The sequence below is a fragment of the Actinomadura sp. 1N219 genome (genome assembly GCF_044326405.1).
Taxonomy (GTDB): Bacteria; Actinomycetota; Actinomycetes; order Streptosporangiales; family Streptosporangiaceae; genus Spirillospora.
In genome coordinates this window covers 21655-39486 of record NZ_JBIRAY010000025.1, presented here as the reverse complement: position 1 = coordinate 39486, position 17832 = coordinate 21655, and the positions used below count along the sequence as shown (strand labels likewise).

Sequence of the window (17832 nt, the reverse complement as noted above, 5' to 3'; positions counted from 1 at the left end):
GCGATTGGCCCTGAGTCAGCTTTCGGTGCGGGCGAGGACGGCGCGGGCGCGGGCCTCGCCGGACGCGTTGCCGAGGCTGCGGTACAGGTCGAGGGCCTCGCGGGCGGGGGCGGCCGCCGGTTCGCGGCGGCCCGCGTCCAGGAGCACCTCGGCGAGGGTGCGGCGGCTCCGGGCCTGCCACCAGCGGTCGCCGAGCTCGTCGAACGCGTCCACCGCCCGCCGCAGCGCCTCCGCCGCCTCGTCGTGCCGTCCCAGCCGGCCGAGGGCGCGGCCCTCCGAGATGCGGGTGCGGGCGAGGCCCCACGTGTCGCCGAGCGTCTCCAGCGTCCGCGCGGACTCGCGGACGAACCTCAGCTCCCGCAGCCCGTTGCGCGGGTCGCCGGTCTCGCCGGCGGCGCGCAGGCAGCGGGCCGCCTCCCACTGCTCGCCGCGCAGCCGGAACGCCTCGATCGCCCGCTCCAGCGTCGGGCCCGCGAGGCTGTGCTTCACGTCGGCGGCCGCGGTGTCGCCGGATGCCCGGAGCGCCCGCGCCTCGGCGGCCAGGACCTCCCCCAGCGCCCGGAGCGTCTGCGCCTCCGAGTACCGGTTGCCATTGCGCTGGAAGACCCGCAGCGCCTGTTCGAGCAGGCCGCGGGCCTCCTCGTAGCGGCGCTGGGCGAGCCGCAGTTCCGCCAGGTTGCGCTGCGTCCTGGCCCGCCACCAGGCGTCGCCCTCGCCGGTGAACGCCTCGATCGCCTCGATGAGGTAGTCCTGGCCCTCGTCGACGTTGCCGGCGTCCCGCAGGCACATGCCCGCGGCCCGGAGAGCGCGTGCGCGCCACCACATCTCCCTGCCGCCGGTGAAGATCCGGAGGGCTTCGGACGCGTCGTTGTACGCGCTCTCCATGAACCCCTGGTTGCCCTGGACGGACGACCGTTCAAGCAAGGCGATCCCCACGGCCTGGTCGTCGTTCATGTGGGTGGCGACCGTGTAGGTCAGTTCGGCCGCCGCCCGCCACTCCGGCCAGAAGACGCGCAGCGAATGGAACAGCGAGCATGTGGCCCGGCCAAGGCGCCACACCAGACTCCACATTTCGTGCTCCGCGCCTTGGGCGAGCAGCGCGAGAAGGGCAGGACGCTCACTGGTCAGCCAGTCGAGCGCCGAGTACTCGGAAACGGGCGCCTCGCCCGCCCGCCGGTGCCAGTCCTGGGGCCAGCGGCTCGCGGCCACGCGCTCGGCGCGTTCGCGGTAACCGTCCAGGACGCGGTCAAGGGCGGCGTCGCGTTCGTGCTCCGCATCCTCCACCTCCGTCCGTTCCAGCGCATACAGGCGGACGAGGTCGTGCAGGCGGTACCGCATCCGCCCGGTCGCGTCCGTCCCGGAGCATTCGACGAGCTGGGCGTCCACCAGGGCCTCCAGCTGGTCGTCGCCCTCCAGGTCGGACACGCCGAGCAGCGCGCCCGCCGCCCACGCCTGCACGTCGGGCGCGTCCAGCATGGCCAGGGTCCGCAGCAGGCGGCGCTGCGTCCGGCTGCAGTCGTCGTAGCTCAGCGCCAGGCTCGCCCGGACGCTGGTGTCGATGTCGCGGGCGGTCTCCAGCTCGTCCAGCCGGCGGCGCCGCTCGTCCTGGAGCCGGTCGGCCATCGCGCGCGGCGTCCACGACTCGCGGGCGGCGAGGCGGCCGCCGCAGATGCCGATCGCGAGCGGCAGGTACCCGCACAGCTCGGCGATCTCGTCCGCCGCCCGCGGGTCGAGGGCGATCCGCTGCCGCCCGGCGAGCCGGCCGAGCAGCTCGACCGCGCTCTCGCCGGTGAACTCCCGCAGCCGCCGGTCGAAGGTGTTGCGCAGGTGCAGCGGCTGCCGCGACGTCACGATCACCGTGCAGCTCCCGACGGGCGGCAGCAGCGCCCGCACCTGCTCGGCGTCGCGGGCGTTGTCGAGCAGGACGAGGATCCGGCGGCCCTTCGTCCACGTCCACCACAGCTTCTGCAGCTCCGGCAGGCCGCCGGGGTCGGTGGTCAGCCGGACGCCCAGCGCCTGGAGGAACCCGATCAGCACCTCCCCCGGGGCGACCCGCGCGTCGCCCGCGCCGCGCAGGTCGAAGTACAGGCAGCCGTCCGGGTGGTCGGCGGCGATCTCGTGCGCGAACCGCGCGGCCAGCGACGACTTGCCCACCCCGGCCGGGCCGTGCAGCGACACCACCAGCGGCGACGCCGGGGAGCCCGTCCCGTCGGCGGCGGCGCGGCGCAGCTCGGCGAGCGATCCGTCCCGGCCGGTGAAATGCGCGATCACGGGCGGGAGCTGCGCCGGCGTGACGCCCTGCTCGGCCTCGTCCCGGCCGGCGGGGCCGTCGCCGGGGCCGCCCTGCTGCGTCCCCCACGCCGCGATCCCCGCCAGGAGGGCGACCCCGCTGGTGACGACGACCTGGACGGGGGCGGCGAGGTCCAGCGCGTCCAGGGACGTCGTCACCGCCGTGATGACCGCGGTGAGGCCGCCCACGATCCACGGCGCCGCCAGCCGGGCCCGCCTTGGTACCGGCCCCTGCGGCGAAGGCGCGCCGGTGGACGTCTCGTCCGGCATCCGGTCCATCCGGTCCCTCCGCCCTCCGTCACGCCCCAGACCCACGATCGAGGGGCGGCGGGCCCGTTACCGCCCCTTTACGAATGATCACTCATCCCGGGGAACGGAGGGTGAACGGATCGCTCAGCCGGTCTGCAGCGACGCCTGGATCTCCAGGACGATCTGGACCTTCTCCCCCAGCCCAAGCGCGCCGCCCGGGACGGTTGCGCGGTCGCCCACGCCGAAATCCAGCCGGTTGATCTCGCCGGTCGCTGTGAACCCGGCGCGGGCGCCCTTGAACGGGTCGTCCTCCCGGAACGGGTCGGGGCCGAAGCCTTCGACCTCCAGCCTCAGCGGGACCGGCCTGGTCGTCCCGCGCAGGGTCAGCTCGCCGTCCAGGACGAGATCGCCGCCGTCTCGACGCAGACCGGTGGAGCGGTAGGTCATGGTCGGGTGGGCGGCGACGTCCAGGAAGTCCGCCGACCTGACGTGCTCGTCGCGCTGCGCGTTCCCGGTGTCGATCGAGGCCAGGTCGACGGACGCGGTCACCGTCGAGCCGAGGGGGTCGTCGCCGGTCACGAGCGTGCCCTCGAACGTCCCGAAACGGCCGCGGACCTTGCTGACCATCAGATGCCTGATCGTGAAGCCGACGCCGGAGTGGACGGGGTCGACGGTCCAGGTGCCCGCGACGTAGCCGGGGACCTCGACAAGCTCGGTCGTCATCGTGTCTCCTAGGGTTATGAATCGTAAGGCGGTTCCGATCGGGAACCGTGGGAACCGCCTCCATGGTGCGGACACCCTCGGAGTCGGCACAAGAAGGCACTTTTTTCTGCCTCGGTCACCTGGAGAGAACCATGGGATTGCACCCGCACGCGGCGAGCTGCCGGGCCCGCGAGATCCTCGACCGGGTCGGCGACAAATGGTCGCTGCAGGTCATCGCGCTGCTCGGCGAGCGCACCAAGCGGTTCACCGAACTGAAGCGCGAGATCGAGGGCATCAGCCAGCGCATGCTCACCGTCACGCTGCGCGGCCTGGAACGCGACGGAATCGTCACCCGGACCGTGTATCCGGTGATGCCGCCGCGCGTCGACTATTCACTCACCCCGCTGGGCGCGACGCTGATGGACGCGGCCAACGCGCTCGTTTTCTGGGCCGAATCCCACCTCAACGAGATCGACGCCGCTCGGGCCGAATACGACTCTCGTGTAGCTGAGATCGATGCGCTGAAAAAGACGTCCTGACCTCGCTCATGGGTCTGCGAGATCTGTGTCGCAAAAGACGCAGACATAATGCTCGTCCTTGACGACGTTGAGTTCTCCGCATTCGGGGCAGTGCCGGAAAACGAATGCGGTGGTGAAGCCGTCCGGCCTTTCCAGACCGGCCCGATCGAGCGCGTCCGCCACCGCGGCCCAGGATTCCGCGCCGGGGCAATAACCGGTGGACTGGTTGCTGACTTCCGTGACGGCCGTGCCGTCGAAGGTGATTTCGCCAGCGGCCAGGACATTCCGCCCTCCAGCGCAGGCGACGTGCTCGCTGCGGCGCGGAGCGATCCGGAGCGTGCCGTCAAGACCGACGACATAGGTGAACGGCTCATCCTGCGGCAGCGCCCGCACGTCTGCCGGCGACGTGATGGGCTTGCCTTCCATGCCGGGCCGCACCCGACCGAGCAACTCGGCAGGCCCCACATAGGCGTACATACGATTCACGGTAGAACGTGGCGGTGCGCGGGCGCGACGCTAATTCCGTGTGCCTCCGCTCGCCGCGACGAGGTAGCGTAGTGGCGATGGACTTTCACGAGGTGGGACGGCGAGCTAGCCGCGCCGAGCTGGGGGACGAGCAGTCGTGCCCGGCCCGGCTCGGCGGTGTGCGCCGTCATCCCATCGACCTCGTGAGGCCGTCCCATGCGTTCGAGTGACATTCGTTCGACCTTTCTGGACTTCTTCCGCAAGCGCGACCATCGCGTCGTGCCGTCCAGTCCGCTCATCCCGTCAGATCCCACGCTTCTGCTGACGAATGCGGGCATGAACCAGTTCAAGCCGTACTTCCTCGGCGAGACGGCGCCGGAACACTCCCGGCTGATGTCCGTGCAGAAGTGCGCGCGGACGGTCGACATCGAGAACGTGGGCCGCACCACGCGGCACTCGACGTTCTTTGAAATGCTCGGCAACTTCTCCTTCGGCGACTACTTCCAGGCGGAGGCGATCTCCTGGGCGTGGGAGCTTTTCACCCGCCACTACAACCTCGACCCGGAACGCATCTGGGTCACCGTGTACCTGGACGACGACGAGGCCGAACGGCTCTGGCGCGGCGTCGGCGTGCCCTCGGAACGGATCCAGCGCCTCGGCATGGAGGACAACTACTGGTCGATGGGCGTGCCCGGCCCATGCGGACCGTCCTCCGAACTCCACTACGACCGCGGCCCGTCCTTCGGACGTGAAGGCGGACCGGCCGTAGACGGCGAGCGCTACCAGGAACTATGGAATCTCGTATTCATGCAGAACCTCCGCGGCGAGGGATCCGGTAAGGGCGGATACCCCATTCTCGGCGAGCTGCCCGCGAGGAACATCGACACCGGCCTCGGCCTCGACCGCCTCGCGGCGATTCTGCAGGACGTCGACACGGTCTGCGAGACGGATCTGCTGGCGCCGACGTTCCGGCTCGTCCAGGAAATGGCGGGCCGCCCCTACCCGGGACGCGACGGCAGCGACGATTCCACGTCCTTCCGCATCGTCGCGGAGCACTCACGCTCGATCGCGTTCCTCATCGCCGACGGCGTCCTGCCGTCGCGCGACGGCAGAGGCTACGTGCTGCGCCGCCTGATGCGCCGCGCCATCCGCCACGCCCGCAAACTAGGCGTGGACGACCTGAGCCTGCCGGCGCTGACGTCCAGCGTCATCGACAACCTCGGCGAAACATGGCCGGAACTGACACGACAATCCGACCTGATCCGCCAGGTCGTCACCGCCGAAGAAGAGAGCTTCGAACGCACACTCCGCCAGGGCTCCCAGATCCTCGAATCAGCGATCGGCCGTGCGACGACCACCATTCCCGGCCGCACCGCGTTCGAGCTGCACGACACCTACGGCTTCCCGATCGACCTGACCATCGACGCCGCGCGTTCAGCGGGCCTCACGGTCGACGAGAACGAATTCGCGGAACTCCTCGAAGAACAGCGCCGCCAAGCGCAACAAGCGGCCCGAGGCCGAAAGGGCGACGCAGTCGCACGCCAGGACACCTACCGCCAGATAGCCGCAGAGCACGGCCTCAGCACCTTCGTCGGCTACTCCTCAACAACAGCGGAAACAAAGATCCTCGCCCTCATCGGCGCCAACGGACATGCGCAAAGCGCGGTCCAGGGCGACGAAATCGAACTGATCCTGACGCGCACCCCGTTCTACGCGGAGTCAGGCGGCCAGGTAGGCGACACGGGCACCCTGCAAACCTCCAGCGCAACACTGGACGTCCTCGACACCCAACTGGGCCTGGACGGACTGCACGTCCACACCGTCCGCATACTCGACGGCGAAGTCCAACCCGGCGACGAGGCGGAGGCGACCGTCGACGCAGACCGCCGGGCGGCGACCGCAAGATCGCACAGCGCCACCCACGTCCTGCACGCGATGCTGCGCCGCCTCCTCGGCGATCACGCCGCCCAGCGCGGCTCACGCGTCGAGCCGGGACGCCTGCGCTTCGACTTCGCCCACTTCTCCCCCGTCGAAACGGTGCCCGTCCAGACCCTGGTCAACGACTACCTCCTCGACGACCCGGACGTCCGCGTCTGGGAGGCGTCCCGCGCCGACGCAGAATCAGCGGGCGCGTTCGCGCTGTTCGGCGAGAAGTACGGCGACGACGTCCGCATCGTGGACATCGGCGACGCGTCCCGCGAACTGTGCGGCGGCACCCACGTCGGCCACGGCTCGCAGGCGGGGCCCGTCCACATCGTCGGCGAGTCGTCCATCGGCACCGGCCTGCGCCGAATCGAGGCGCTAACCGGCGCGGACGCCCTGCGCCACTACGACCACCAACGCGACCTCCTGCACGAACTCGCAACCCTCCTCCACGTGTCTCCTGACCAAGCACCGTCCCGCCTACGGCAACGCCTGGAAACACTCGCGGAAACACAGCGGCACCTGGAAACCCTGCACCGCGCCGAACTGGACGCGCACGCGGACCGCCTCGCGTCCCAGGCCGAGAAACTACCCGGCGGCTGGCTGGTGGCGGAGATCGTCCCCGGCCTGACCAGCGCGGACCTCCGTACCGTCGCCACGACGATCCGCACCCGCCGCGGCCCCCGGGGCATCGTCGTATTGGGCACGGAATCGTCCGGCAAGGCAGCCCTGGTAGCAGCCGCCGACCCGGGCATCCAGGCCCGCGACCTCCTGACCTCCGCCGCACGCGAGGTCGGCGGCGGCGCGGGCGGCAAGGGCCCCATCGCGAACGCGGGCGGCCGTAACCCCGAAAACCTGCCGAACGCGATCCGCACCGCGGCCACCGAGGCCCGCGCCCTCCTCGGCTGACGAAGCCCGGCCGGCCCGGCTGATCTGGTCGGGCCGGCGGGATTCGACCCACGACCCCTGGCACCCAAAGCCGGCGCCGCCACCGCACCGGCATCCGGACCGGCCGCGGAGATGGAACGCACCCTCACCCGTCTGCTTGGGCCGCGCACCTCCGGCTCGTCCCCGTCCCGCCACGTCACCGCGGCGGGACGGGGACGCGCGCTGAGCCGGGCTCAGGGCAGGTCGAAGGCCAGCAGCACGTTTCCGCGATCATTCGGGTACATCGGCTCGTACCCGGTCTGGACGTAGAGCGTGCCGTGCGCGACCACCGCGCCGCCGTTGCCCGCGATCGAGCCGCCGCGCCCGGGAATCCCATTGACACCGGCAAAGTCCCGGACGGTGTCGTATTCCCACAGCACCGCACCGTTCCGCGCGGAGTACACCCGCATCTTGCCGTCGGTGCTGCCCTCGTAGACCAGCCCCGGACTCGACGTGACCGCCGGGGTGTGGGCCAGCACGCACTGCTCGGGATACTGCGCCGCGCCACCCCTGGTGCAGCCGTCGGCGGGGTTGGGCGTGGTCCACACCACCTTGCCGGTGGCCGGGTCCAGGGCGTTCAGCGTGCCGGGATTGGCGTAGTAGGTGGCCGCGTACAGGTGCGTGCCGTCGTAGCTGGCGCCCCACTGGATGCCGGTGGCTCCGCCCAGCGGTGACGGTACCGACAGCTGCCGCCGCCAGCGCACCTTTCCGGTCTGCGCGTCAAAGGCGTGGTAGACGCCGCTCTTCTGGCCGACCCCCACCAGCAGGCGGTCCCGCACCCGGAACAGGTTCGGCGTCGAGCCCAGGTCGAAGTCCAGCGCGGTGTTGTCCTTGAGGCCGGGGCAGTATCCCTCCCCGTCGGGGACGTTGCACAGATCGCGCCAGCTGTCCACGTCGGTGACCTGGTGCTTCCACCGCACCGCGCCGCTGACCGCGTCCAGTGCGAACAGGGTGTCGACGTCCCCGCCGTTCCCGGAGTAGTTCTGCCCGGTACCGACGTACAGCGTGCCGGTCGCCTCGTCGATGACCGGCGAGCCCCACACGCCCGCACCGGAGGGCTCGTACCGGGTCGCGCCGCTGGGCCAGGTTCCCACAGGCTTCGGTTCGGGAACCGTGTACCGGCGCCACACCAGCGCTCCGGTCGCGGCGTCGAGCGAATCGATGTGCCCGCGGAACGTGCAGCACGGGTAGTCCTTGCCGACACCGTGCTCGGCGCTGGACGCGCCAAGGTAGATCCTGCCCTGGTAGTACAGCGGCGAACTGGTATGCCAGCCGCGTGGATGGTCTTCGGTGTGCACCGCCCAGATCAGCTTTCCGGTGTGCTGATCTAGCGCGTACACGTAGCCGCGGCTGTCGCCGAAGAAGACCTTGCCCTCGGCGACCGCCGCCCCGGTCGCGCCGTTGAACGCGACCCCGTCCATCGGGGCGGGCCCCACCGAACCCAGGTCGAACCGCCATTTCGACTTCCCGGTCCTGGCGTCGACCGCGTAGAACATCCGGTCCGGACCACCGAAGAACACGTCGTTGCCGACCACCGCGGGCTGGCTCTTCACCCACGCCCCGGTCTTCGGGTAGGCGAACGCCCATTTGAGCTTCAGCCGCCCCACGGTGCGCGGGGTGAGACGGTGTTCGGCGCGGGCGAACCGCGATCCGGCGGGATCACCCTGCCAGCTCGGCCAGTCGCCGCGCGCGACACCGGCATCCTCGCCCGCGGTGGCGGCGGCCGTGCTGCCGAGCAGCACCACGAGACAGCACAAGGCCAGCAGACCACGTACACGATGCACGGAAACCACTCCCATATCGTGATTTTCCCACCAGCCTTACATGATCGCCGGACCGCGTCGATCCCCCTGTCGAGACGAGATCCGCGGCTTCCGCACCCCGCCGACCGGCCGCCGTCGTCTTCGCTGATCAATAGACGATGCTGTGCTGGGACAGGCGCCGCCAGGCGTCCATCGCCACCTCGATCCACGGCTCGGAGATGGCGTTGAGGACCCTGACGTGCATTTGGACGCGATTGCCGGTAGCGAACAAGTTCGGCGAGTTGGACGGCAGCGCCTTCGTCCTTGAGGACCCCAAGAGGCCCGCCGCGCCTGACATCTTGGCGCAGACGGCGTCTACCTCAACAAGGGGAAGGGAGCCAGGGCCGGGCGGCCGGTGCATGCCGGCCGCACCCACTCGCACATATCACCCTCGATGCGGGAGATGCTCAATGCCGCGCCGGGAGACGTACCGGGGCGTCTTCTCCCGAACGTCTCCCAATCATGCGAAAGACCCCACCCCGATGCGCCGGGAGAGGGTCTCTGACCTGCGTCGGGCTGGCGGGATTTGAACCCACGACCCCTGGCACCCAAAGCCAGTGCGCTACCAAACTGCGCTACAGCCCGCACGCCACCGCCGCAGGCGATGACGCGAGAAGTCTAGTCCCGATCAGCCCCGCTCCGCGCAACCCGGCATGACACGTCCGCCTCCGGGACCCTGTACGCTACGGGGTGGCTGATCGAGGGCCCGAACCCTCATCCGCTCGCGGGCGTAGCTCAATGGTAGAGCCCCAGTCTTCCAAACTGGCTACGCGGGTTCGATTCCCGTCGCCCGCTCCCACCACAAAGGCCCAGGCAGGAACCATGCTTCCCGTCCTGGGCCTTGTTGTTTCTCAAGATCGCTTACGCTTCCGTGCCCGCTGCGTGCCCGATGGTTTCGGCGTGCCCTTGTCACCCTTGTCAATGGCCCGAGCGACCTTGAACGCCTCGCCAAGCGCCGCCGCGATGACCTTGTCCCGATCTTGGCTGGCCTGTTTGGTAGATCAGAGCCGCCCGCGTCGAGGCGTGCCCCATCCTCGCCATCAGCTCTTTCAGACTCGCGCCGGTCGAGGCCGCAAGCGTGTTGCCGACATGGCGAAGATCGTGAAAGTGGAGGTCAGGGAGGCCGACGTCCGAGCGAACCTTGTTCCAGATGCGCCGGAAGCCGGAGCGACGAAGAGGCCCGCCCCGAGGCCCGACGAAGACTCGGCCGTCCGGACCGTCTTCGGCGAACTCGTCCAGGTGCGCTTGCAGATCCGGGATGATCTCCGCCGGAATCGACACCACGCGCCGACCGGCCCGGGACTTGGGCGTGTCCTCCACGAGCGTCCCGCCGTCCAGTTCGGCCAGTGACCCGACCACGCGCACTACCCCCGCGTCCAAGTCGAGATGTTGCCGCCGCAGCGCGGCCAGCTCCCCCCAACGCAGCCTGGCGAACGTGCCGAGCAGCACGAGGGCGCGGTAACGGTCGGGGATCTTGGTCAGGATCTCCAGCACCTTGGTCAGCGGGATCATCTGACGCTCTGGCGTGTCCGGAACGCCGGCGCCCTTGATCCGGCACGGGTTCCGTCGGATCAGCTCATCATCAACTGCCGTGTTCAGAATCGACTTGAGCAGTTGGTAGGACTTCGCGACCGTCGACTCCCAGCCGTTCCTTACGCCAGCGACGGACGTTAGCCTCTGTCTTGGTCCCGAAGGTGTTCGGTGCTGGACGGTCAATGCCGTCCGGTCCGGGATAGCGAGCCTGGAAACGCCCGGACGGGAGTTGCCGAACGCGGCCGAAGCGTCGCTTGCCAGCCATTACGCGACCCTCCTTGTGTATCGCCCGCGAAGCGTGACCGGCTCAACGAGACCGGCCGCGATGTACTCGTGAAGTGCGGATTCGGGGATGCGGACGAACCGTCCGACCTTGACGAAGCGGATGCGCCGTTCCTCCACCAGGCGACGCGGGAACCGCGGACTGGTGTTAAGCACCTCGGCTGCCTGATCGTAGGTCAGGAGCCGGTCCCCGACGTTGAGGGCCTTGCTCTGCTCACGTCTGCCGGTCACGCCGCCTCCGGAGTTGCCGAAAGTTCTGGGGTGGGGTTGTGGTCGCCGCGTCAAGGGGCGGCAGCGCTGGGCCGCGCGCCGCGCCACGTCCGCCGGCCCGTCCCGACCGCTTACCGCAGGGGCGCGCCGCCGCCCTGACCACTCGACGCCGGGCCTCCAAGCCCGTTCGGCGACGAGCACCGGCGTGACTGGGGTCGAGTTCCGTTGGAGTCGTCAGGGGCGATTGCCGGAAGATCGGTTGCGCGTGCGCTACTGGGGAACCCCGTGGTTCCCCAGACCCCTCCTGGAACCGGAGAGCACTCCCGCGCGAATCTGTCTGTCAGGGGTTGCACGCCGTTCGCGCGGGAGCGCCCTCCGGACTGGTCCGTTCGTCTGTTGAGGAGCGCGGGACGACGGCAGACGGGAAGATCTGTCAGCGTGGCGTACGTGCCTGGTCGCGCCATGGCATGGTGTTGCCGTGTCGTTTCCCTGGACGAACCTCATCACAGCCGGATCGACTCTGATCGCCGCTCTTGGCGGAGCTTCTCTGACAGCATTACTCAGTGGTCGGGCCGAAAGCCGTCGCCTCGCACATGAACGCCTGATGAACCGCGCTGATCAGCGGACCGAGGGGTACGCGGACTTCCTCCGCATCGCGCAAGCAGACGCCCGCCTCTTGGGCATTGCTGGCTTCCGTTTCTCTCACGGTGTTCCCGACGATGAAGAGGCACAGAAGATGATCGACGAGATGAGCGAGATCGTCGTCGCCTTCCAAGGAGCGTGTGCGCGAGTCGAGATCGTGGGCTCGGAGGCAGCGGCAAGCGCGGCCCGACGCGTCTCCGAGGCCGCCGCTCTGGTGGGCCAACGCCTTCGTATCTCCTACCTCTCAGGACAGCCCGTCGATCTGGACGCCGGGACTGCCGAGCACGCGGAACTGAAGCGCACGATCGACCAGTTCTCGCAACTGTGCCGTCAGGAACTCGCCGACGCGGATTGATCAACAACTCGTTGCGTGCCCGTTGCGTGTCCCATTGGATCGGACGATCATGGCGCGTCCTGTCGTCAACGGAGGGCTTGCGCAGATGCCGGTCAGCGACACCGCTAATAAACGTCGACTGTGGATGTGACTTCCCAAGCTGACAGCACCGACCCGAGGAAACCATGATCCGGAACATATGCGGAACGGTGGAGCGGGAAATGACGGCGAGTGGACGTCCATACGCAGGTTAGAGGCGTTCCTCGGGTTGATCAGGTACGCAGTCGCTTACCGACCCGTCGGTGTTGGCGCTCATCGAAGTCTCTTCGAGGAAGCCCACCTCATTCTGGCCGAGTGCGGCCATCATCATGTCAGCTTTGTCGCTGGCAGTCGCTGGCGCGTCCTTCTTGCTTTCCGCGAAGGCATACCGGCGAGGTAGACCGAGTCTCACAGTATCGGTATGGAAGCACGTGGTCGCGGGCCCCGAAGGCTCGACGAGGACCTTCACCGCAGTTGCCCATAACACAGGGCATCAAGCCATCACCGTCCGTGATGTTGGTCTGCAAGAAGAAGGTGCCGGCAACCGCCATTTGTCCGCCCGTCGTGCACGTGAGCGGGGGCAGTCAAGTGATCGGACCTTCGCTATCCATTCGTCTAGAAGGTCAGGACCTCCAGGAGTGGAGCTTCCTGGTGACCGGAAACCCGGCCATCGAATCTGCGGCGCGGTTGCGGGCATACGCCGAAGTCGGCCGCTCAAGCATTTCGGAGGAACACGCGCCGAAATCTTCCAACTGGCTACGCGGGTTCGATTCCCGTCGCCCGCTCCCAAGTTTCCCCAGCTCATCACCCTGTTTGCCGTGATCACGAGCGCCTTTCAAGATCTTCTATCGCTTGGCTCGTGCGCGATCATGATGGATGCCTTGCCTTGAGCCGACACGGGAAGCTACTCCGCGCAGCCCCCAAATTGGACATCAGCTCGCCGTCACGGTGACGTCGAGGGGCGGGTACCGGTGCCAGGTCCGGGTCGTTCGCCGGTGCGGGCAAGTACTCCAGCACGTCGATGGGCCCGAACCGCTTCACCACGTCCGCCAGGAGGTGGGCGAGTCCGGGCCGGTCGTGCCGTCGGCGGCGGACCTCGCGGCCGTGAAGCCGTCGCTCGCCGTTCCTTGACCAGGCCACGCGGGAGATCAGCGCGACGTCGAATCGCTCACGGCCGAACTGGCGGGCGATAGTCGACCCGAGTCGCCGAGCGCTCCCTGCCGAAGGCCGCGAACGCCTCGGGCACCCGCTCCACCGGGAAGATCTCGGTCACCGGGACCGGCGCAACGAGCCTATGCGGACCGCGACATGTCCGGCTTCAAACACAACCGACTGGCTCTACACCGGCAGTTCCCACGGGGCCGCGCCTGATCGTTGACAGGTGGCCATCGGCGCTCTAGTGTCCGCCAGTGCAAATGTTTGTGGCTTGACGATCGCGGTTCTCGGTGGCTCCCGTCACTGCGATCGAGGAGTCACCATGAGCGTGAACAGGCGAACCCTGCTCGCCGCAGGCGCCACTGCGGCCGCGTCGGCGGCGGTGTCGGCGTCCACCGGCGCGTCCGCGTCCGCCGATACGTCCGCCGCGGGACCCTTCCCCGGCATCGACGTCCATGCGCACTGTGTCCCCGACGGCCTGATCCCGGCGCTGAAGGCGCAGGGCGCGGCGCACGACATCGAGGTCATCGAATCGGGCGGGGAGACCAGGATCCGGCTCGGCTCCAGCACCACCGGCCCGCTCGACCCGCGCCTGTCCGACCTGCCCGCCCGGATCGCGACCATGAACGAGACCGGGGTCGAACGCCAGCTGGTGTCGCCGTTCATCGGGCTGACCGCCTACCACCTGCCGGAGGCGGCCGGACGCTGGTACAGCAGGCTGCACAACGAAACCATGGCGCAGACCGCCCGGACCGCGCCGCATCGATTCTCCCCCATGGCCACCGTCCCGCTGCAGTCGCCCGGCGCCGCGGCCGAACTGGCCTACGCCGTCGAGCAGCTGGGCATGGCCGGTGTGCAAATCGGCACAGACTCTGGTGCGGGCAACCTCGACGACGACAGCCTGGAGCCGTTCTGGGAAGCCGCCGAGAACCTGCGAGCGCTCGTCCTGATCCACCCGTCCGCGTCCGCCCGCGTCCAGCTGCCCTACCGGTTGGGCAACTTCGTCGGAAACCCCTCCGACACCACCGTCGCGATCGCCAGACTGATGTTCGGCGGTGTCATGGACCGCCACCCGGATCTGCGCATATGCCTGGTGCACGGCGGCGGATTCCTGCCCTATCAAGCCGGCCGACTCGAACGCGGATTCCGGGTCTACGGCGGAGACGGCATCAAGACCTCACCGCTGGAACTGCTCCGCCGCCTCTACTACGACACCGTGCTGCATTCGCCCACCAGGGTCCGCACTCTGGTCGACCTCGTCGGGATCGACCGCGTCATGCTGGGCACCGATTATCCCTTCGACATGGGCGATCCCGACCCACAAGGCACCCTCGCGAAGATTCCCGGCCTCCGTGACCGTGACCGCCTGCAGATCGCCCGAACCAACGCCGATCGCCTGATCGGCCGCTAGGAGGCCGCCGAATAGCGACGGACCGTCAGTCGGGAAAGTGGTAGCAGTGCTGGGGTGGGCCTGGCGCACATGTGGCGCGACCGAAACAGGCCGATCCGGTGTACGGCCGACTGGCTCCGCCCGGTGTCGGTGACGGCGGCGAGTGTCTCGTCGCCGTCACCGGCGCCGCCTCGATCCGCATCTGGCCCCGCGCCCCCAGTCACGGGACACGCTCTGGTAGCCGGGGAGGCGCTGTGGCATCCCAGGCCGAGAACGTCGCGCTGTACGTGGTGGTCCGCCACACGAGACCCGTCTTGATTGATCGGGACGTTGTTCACCTTGCCGAAAGGCCCTTCAGCTTGGCGATAAGGGGCCAGAGGAGCAGCACCGCGATGACGGCGTAGACCGTGACGGCCATCGGGGAGTTCACCAGGCCGGTCAGGTCGCCGTCGCTGATCTGCAGCGAGCGGCGCATCTGCTGTTCGGCGCCCGGGCCGAGGATGGCCCCGAGGACGGCCGGCAGCACCGGCAGCCCGTAGCGGCGCATGGCGAACCCGACGAGCCCGATGACCAGCAGCAGGACCAGGTCGAGCACGTCGCCGCCGACCGCGTACGCCCCGACGGCGGCGAAGAAGAGGATGCCCGAGTACAGGTACGGCCGCGGGACGCGCAGCAGCCTGGCCCACACGGGGGCGAGCGGCAGGTTGATCACCAGCAGCAGCACCGTGCCGATGAACAGGCTCGCGATCAGCCCCCACACCAGGTCGGGCTCTCGTTCGAACAGCAGCGGCCCGGGCTGGATCCCGTACTGCTGGAACGCCGCCAGCATCACCGAGGCGACCGCCGTGGTCGGCAGGCCGAGCGTCAGCATCGTCACCAGCGTGCCGGCGGCCGAGGCGCTGGCGGTCGACTCCGGCCCCGCGACCCCCTCGATGGCGCCGGTGCCGAACTCGTCCGGCTCTTTGGCGAGCCGCTTCTCTGTGACGTAGGACAGGAATGTGGGGATCTCCGCGCCGCCGGCCGGGATCGCCCCGAAGGGGAACCCGATGATCGGGCCGCGCAGCCACGGCTTCCACGTCCGCCGCAGGTCGGCCCGTGACAGCCAGGGGCGGCCGACGGGGATCGCCTCCGCCCGCCCCTGCCGCAGGTGCGCGGCCACCCATAGCGCTTCCCCGACCGCGAACAGCCCGACCGCCACGATCACTATGTCGACGCCGTCGGCCAGTCGCAGCGAGCCGAAGGTCAGCCGTGACTGCCCGGTCATCTCGTCCATCCCGATCAGCCCGATGGTCAGGCCGACCAGCAGCGCCGCGAAGCCGCGGAGCCGGGACGAGCCGAGCACGGAGGTCACCGCGACGAAGGCCAGCACCATGATCGCGAAGTAGTCGGGGGCGCCGATGTCCACTGCGAGGGAGGCGACGGTCGGGGCGAGCAGCACCAGCGCGGTGGTCCCCAGCATGCCGCCGACGAAGTGGCCGACGGCCGCGGCGGCCAGGGCCTGCGGGCCGCGGCCTCGGCGCGCCATCGGATGGCCCTCGATCGCCGTCACCACCGCCGCGGTCTCCCCGGGCATGTTCAGCAGGATGGAGGTGGTGGAGCCGCCGAACATCCCGCCGTAGTAGACCCCGGCGAACATGATGAACGCCGCGGTGGGCTCCAGCCCGTAGGTGACCGGCAGCAGCAGCGCGACGGCCATCGCCGGGCCGATGCCCGGCAGCACCCCGATCGCGGTCCCCAAGATGACGCCGATCGCGGCGAAGAACAGGTGCTCGGGCGCCAGCGCGGTGCCGAAGCCGTTCAGCAGGTCGTCGATCCCGTCCACGGGTCAGAACACCTCCATCAGCGGTCCGCCCGGCAGCGGCACCCCCAGCAGCTCGTCGAACACGAACCAGGTGGTCAGCGCGAGCACCACGGCGATCAGCGGGTCGAGCACGGCGTTGCGACTGCCCAGCACGGACGCCGCGCCCCAGAACATCGCCGCGGCCGACAGCGGGAACCCGATCGTCTCGATCAGCGCCGCGTTGCCCAGGAACACCGCGGACAGCAGGAGCACCGCCCGCCAGTCGACCGGCGCGTCCGGGTCGATGTCCTCGCCCGCCGCGGCCTCGCCCCGGCCGCCCCGCAGCACGTCGACGGCGAGCAGCACGGCGACGAGCGCGAGCAGCGAACCGACGCCGATCGGCACGGCCTTCGGGCCGACCGGGCCGCGCTGCGCGAAGTCGGTGGGCAGCCGCAGCGCGTCGGTGACGACGAGCACGCCCAGGACGAGCAGCAGCGCGCAGATGCCCAGTTCGGAGCGTTTGGCGTTCGCGTTCATGCCAGGCCCAGCTCCTTCAGCACAGCGGCGACCCGCTTGTTCTCCGCGTCCAGGAACGTCGCGAACCCGTCTCCGGCCTGGAAGGCGGGGGTCCACCCGTTGAGCCGCAGGGCTTCGCGCCACTGCGGGGTCTCCTGCAGCCGGGTGAACAACGTGATCAGCTTCTTCTCGGCGGTCTCGGACAGCCCGGGCGGCGCGACGATGCCGCGCCAGTTGGTGAAGTCGACGTTCACTCCGGCTTCGCGCAGCGTCGGCGCGTCGATGCCGGGGACCCGCCGCGCGCCGGTCACCGCCAGCGGCCGCAGCTCGCCCGCCGTGATCTGGTCGCGGGTCTCACCGACGCCGGAGACCCCGAAGCCGACCTTGCCGCCGAGCATGGCGGCGGTGAGCTCGCCGCCGCCGTCGTAGGGCACGTAGTTCACCGCGCGCGGCGCGATGCCGGCGGCCTTGGCCATGAGCATCGGGGCGAGATGGTCGGGGCCGCCGGGAGAGGAGCCGCCGCCGACCGGCACCCGGCCCGGCGAGGCCCGCCACGCCTCGATCAGCCGGCCGATCGTCCGGTACGGCGAGTTCTTGCCCACCACGACGATGTCGGACTCCTCGGTGAGCCGGGCGATCGGTGTGGTGTCCCGCAGGGTCGTGGGCGTCTTGTTGGTGTAGACCGCGCCGACCACGCCCAGCCCCATCGACATCGCCAGCCGGCCGTTGCCGCGCTCACCGACGATGCGGCCCAGCCCGACCGTGCCGCCCGCGCCGGGCAGGTTGAAGACCTCGACGTCGCCGTTGAGGTCGGCGGTCTCGATCGCCTTCGCGGCGGTGCGGGCGGTGATGTCGTAGCCGCCGCCCGGCGCGTTGGGCACCATGATCCGCAATCCGCGGATGCGGGCGCCGCCCGCGTCGTCGCCGCCGGCCGACACCAGCGGCGGCACCAGCAGGGCCAGCAGGACCGCGGCGGCGGCCGCGAGCCAGGCTCTCGGGTTCCTCATCGCGCCATCATGAGCGGCCGCGGGCCGGGCGGTCTCGCTTGTGCGCCTATCGGAACTTTTGCTCATTCT

At 69.6% G+C, this 17832-nt stretch carries 13 protein-coding genes and 3 tRNA genes; 6 read left to right on the top strand and 10 right to left on the bottom strand.

Features of this window, described 5'->3' with window-relative positions:
- Positions 1–15 precede the first annotated feature (15 nt).
- Positions 16–2568 (bottom strand): ATP-binding protein, encoded by a 2553-nt coding sequence (locus tag ACH35V_RS40335; RefSeq protein ID WP_395980171.1) that lies wholly within the window; start codon positions 2566–2568, stop codon positions 16–18.
- 114 nt (positions 2569–2682) lie between these two features.
- Positions 2683–3261, bottom strand: a complete 579-nt coding sequence (locus ACH35V_RS40330; protein WP_395980170.1) for a YceI family protein — start codon at positions 3259–3261, stop codon at positions 2683–2685.
- Between the two features lie 62 nt (positions 3262–3323).
- On the opposite strand from ACH35V_RS40330, the gene ACH35V_RS40325 reads away from it, so the two are divergent.
- Positions 3324–3779: a winged helix-turn-helix transcriptional regulator gene (locus ACH35V_RS40325; protein ID WP_395980169.1), complete on the top strand. Its 456-nt coding sequence runs from the start codon at positions 3324–3326 to the stop codon at positions 3777–3779.
- Between the two features lie 6 nt (positions 3780–3785).
- On the opposite strand, the gene ACH35V_RS40320 is transcribed toward ACH35V_RS40325, so the two are convergent.
- Positions 3786–4235: a hypothetical protein gene (locus ACH35V_RS40320; protein WP_395980168.1), complete on the bottom strand. Its 450-nt coding sequence runs from the start codon at positions 4233–4235 to the stop codon at positions 3786–3788.
- A 204-nt stretch (positions 4236–4439) separates the two neighbouring features.
- Here ACH35V_RS40320 and alaS point away from each other — a divergent pair, with 204 nt between their 5' ends.
- Positions 4440–7055: an alanine--tRNA ligase gene (gene alaS / locus ACH35V_RS40315; RefSeq protein ID WP_395980167.1), complete on the top strand. Its 2616-nt coding sequence runs from the start codon at positions 4440–4442 to the stop codon at positions 7053–7055.
- A 212-nt stretch (positions 7056–7267) separates the two neighbouring features.
- Here the strand turns inward: alaS and ACH35V_RS40310 are convergent, their stop codons facing one another.
- Together ACH35V_RS40310 and ACH35V_RS40305 are read right to left on the bottom strand one after the other, a co-directional pair.
- Positions 7268–8857 (bottom strand): PQQ-binding-like beta-propeller repeat protein, encoded by a 1590-nt coding sequence (locus ACH35V_RS40310; RefSeq protein WP_395980166.1) that lies wholly within the window; start codon positions 8855–8857, stop codon positions 7268–7270.
- Between the two features lie 529 nt (positions 8858–9386).
- A tRNA-Pro gene (locus tag ACH35V_RS40305) sits at positions 9387–9460 on the bottom strand.
- Positions 9461–9599: 139 nt separating this feature from the next.
- Between ACH35V_RS40305 and ACH35V_RS40300 the strand changes: the two genes are divergently transcribed.
- Positions 9600–9670, top strand: a tRNA-Gly gene (locus ACH35V_RS40300).
- Between the two features lie 123 nt (positions 9671–9793).
- Here ACH35V_RS40300 and ACH35V_RS40295 read toward each other — a convergent pair.
- Together ACH35V_RS40295 and ACH35V_RS40290 are read right to left on the bottom strand one after the other, a co-directional pair.
- Positions 9794–10387 (bottom strand): site-specific integrase, encoded by a 594-nt coding sequence (locus ACH35V_RS40295; protein WP_395980165.1) that lies wholly within the window; start codon positions 10385–10387, stop codon positions 9794–9796.
- Positions 10388–10672: 285 nt separating this feature from the next.
- The gene (locus ACH35V_RS40290) at positions 10673–10921 is read right to left on the bottom strand and encodes an excisionase family DNA-binding protein (protein ID WP_395980164.1); all 249 of its coding nucleotides are present in this window, start codon (positions 10919–10921) and stop codon (positions 10673–10675) included.
- 457 nt (positions 10922–11378) lie between these two features.
- Here ACH35V_RS40290 and ACH35V_RS40285 point away from each other — a divergent pair, with 457 nt between their 5' ends.
- From ACH35V_RS40285 to ACH35V_RS40275, 3 genes are all read left to right on the top strand, one after another.
- Positions 11379–11897, top strand: a complete 519-nt coding sequence (locus ACH35V_RS40285) for a hypothetical protein (protein ID WP_395980163.1) — start codon at positions 11379–11381, stop codon at positions 11895–11897.
- 707 nt (positions 11898–12604) lie between these two features.
- Positions 12605–12700, top strand: a tRNA-OTHER gene (locus ACH35V_RS40280).
- Between the two features lie 692 nt (positions 12701–13392).
- On the top strand, positions 13393–14481 hold the full coding sequence (locus ACH35V_RS40275; protein WP_395980162.1) for an amidohydrolase family protein: 1089 nt from the start codon (positions 13393–13395) through the stop codon (positions 14479–14481).
- Positions 14482–14794: 313 nt separating this feature from the next.
- Here ACH35V_RS40275 and ACH35V_RS40270 read toward each other — a convergent pair whose 3' ends face one another.
- From ACH35V_RS40270 to ACH35V_RS40260, 3 genes are read right to left on the bottom strand one after another with little or no spacing between them, the layout of a single operon-like run.
- Entirely contained in the window at positions 14795–16282 is a 1488-nt protein-coding gene (locus ACH35V_RS40270) for a tripartite tricarboxylate transporter permease (RefSeq protein ID WP_395980161.1), read from the bottom strand.
- A 3-nt stretch (positions 16283–16285) separates the two neighbouring features.
- A complete protein-coding gene (locus ACH35V_RS40265) occupies positions 16286–16777 on the bottom strand; it encodes a tripartite tricarboxylate transporter TctB family protein (RefSeq protein ID WP_395980160.1) in 492 nt (163 codons plus the stop codon).
- Positions 16774–17763, bottom strand: a complete 990-nt coding sequence (locus ACH35V_RS40260; RefSeq protein ID WP_395980159.1) for a Bug family tripartite tricarboxylate transporter substrate binding protein — start codon at positions 17761–17763, stop codon at positions 16774–16776. The genes ACH35V_RS40265 and ACH35V_RS40260 overlap by 4 nt, the downstream gene beginning before the upstream one ends.
- Positions 17764–17832: the final 69 nt, after the last annotated feature.

Excerpts from the sequence above, each read along its gene's own strand:
- ACH35V_RS40335 (WP_395980171.1), bottom strand. The coding sequence starts at position 2,568 with ATGGACCGGATGCCGGACGAGACGTCCACCGGCGCGCCTTCGCCGCAG.
- ACH35V_RS40330 (WP_395980170.1), bottom strand. The coding sequence starts at position 3,261 with ATGACGACCGAGCTTGTCGAGGTCCCCGGCTACGTCGCGGGCACCTGG.
- ACH35V_RS40325 (WP_395980169.1), top strand. The coding sequence starts at position 3,324 with ATGGTGCGGACACCCTCGGAGTCGGCACAAGAAGGCACTTTTTTCTGC.
- ACH35V_RS40320 (WP_395980168.1), bottom strand. The coding sequence starts at position 4,235 with ATGTACGCCTATGTGGGGCCTGCCGAGTTGCTCGGTCGGGTGCGGCCC.
- alaS (WP_395980167.1), top strand. The coding sequence starts at position 4,440 with ATGCGTTCGAGTGACATTCGTTCGACCTTTCTGGACTTCTTCCGCAAG.
- ACH35V_RS40295 (WP_395980165.1), bottom strand. The coding sequence starts at position 10,387 with ATGATCCCGCTGACCAAGGTGCTGGAGATCCTGACCAAGATCCCCGAC.
- ACH35V_RS40275 (WP_395980162.1), top strand. The coding sequence starts at position 13,393 with ATGAGCGTGAACAGGCGAACCCTGCTCGCCGCAGGCGCCACTGCGGCC.
- ACH35V_RS40265 (WP_395980160.1), bottom strand. The coding sequence starts at position 16,777 with ATGAACGCGAACGCCAAACGCTCCGAACTGGGCATCTGCGCGCTGCTG.
- ACH35V_RS40260 (WP_395980159.1), bottom strand. The coding sequence starts at position 17,763 with ATGAGGAACCCGAGAGCCTGGCTCGCGGCCGCCGCCGCGGTCCTGCTG.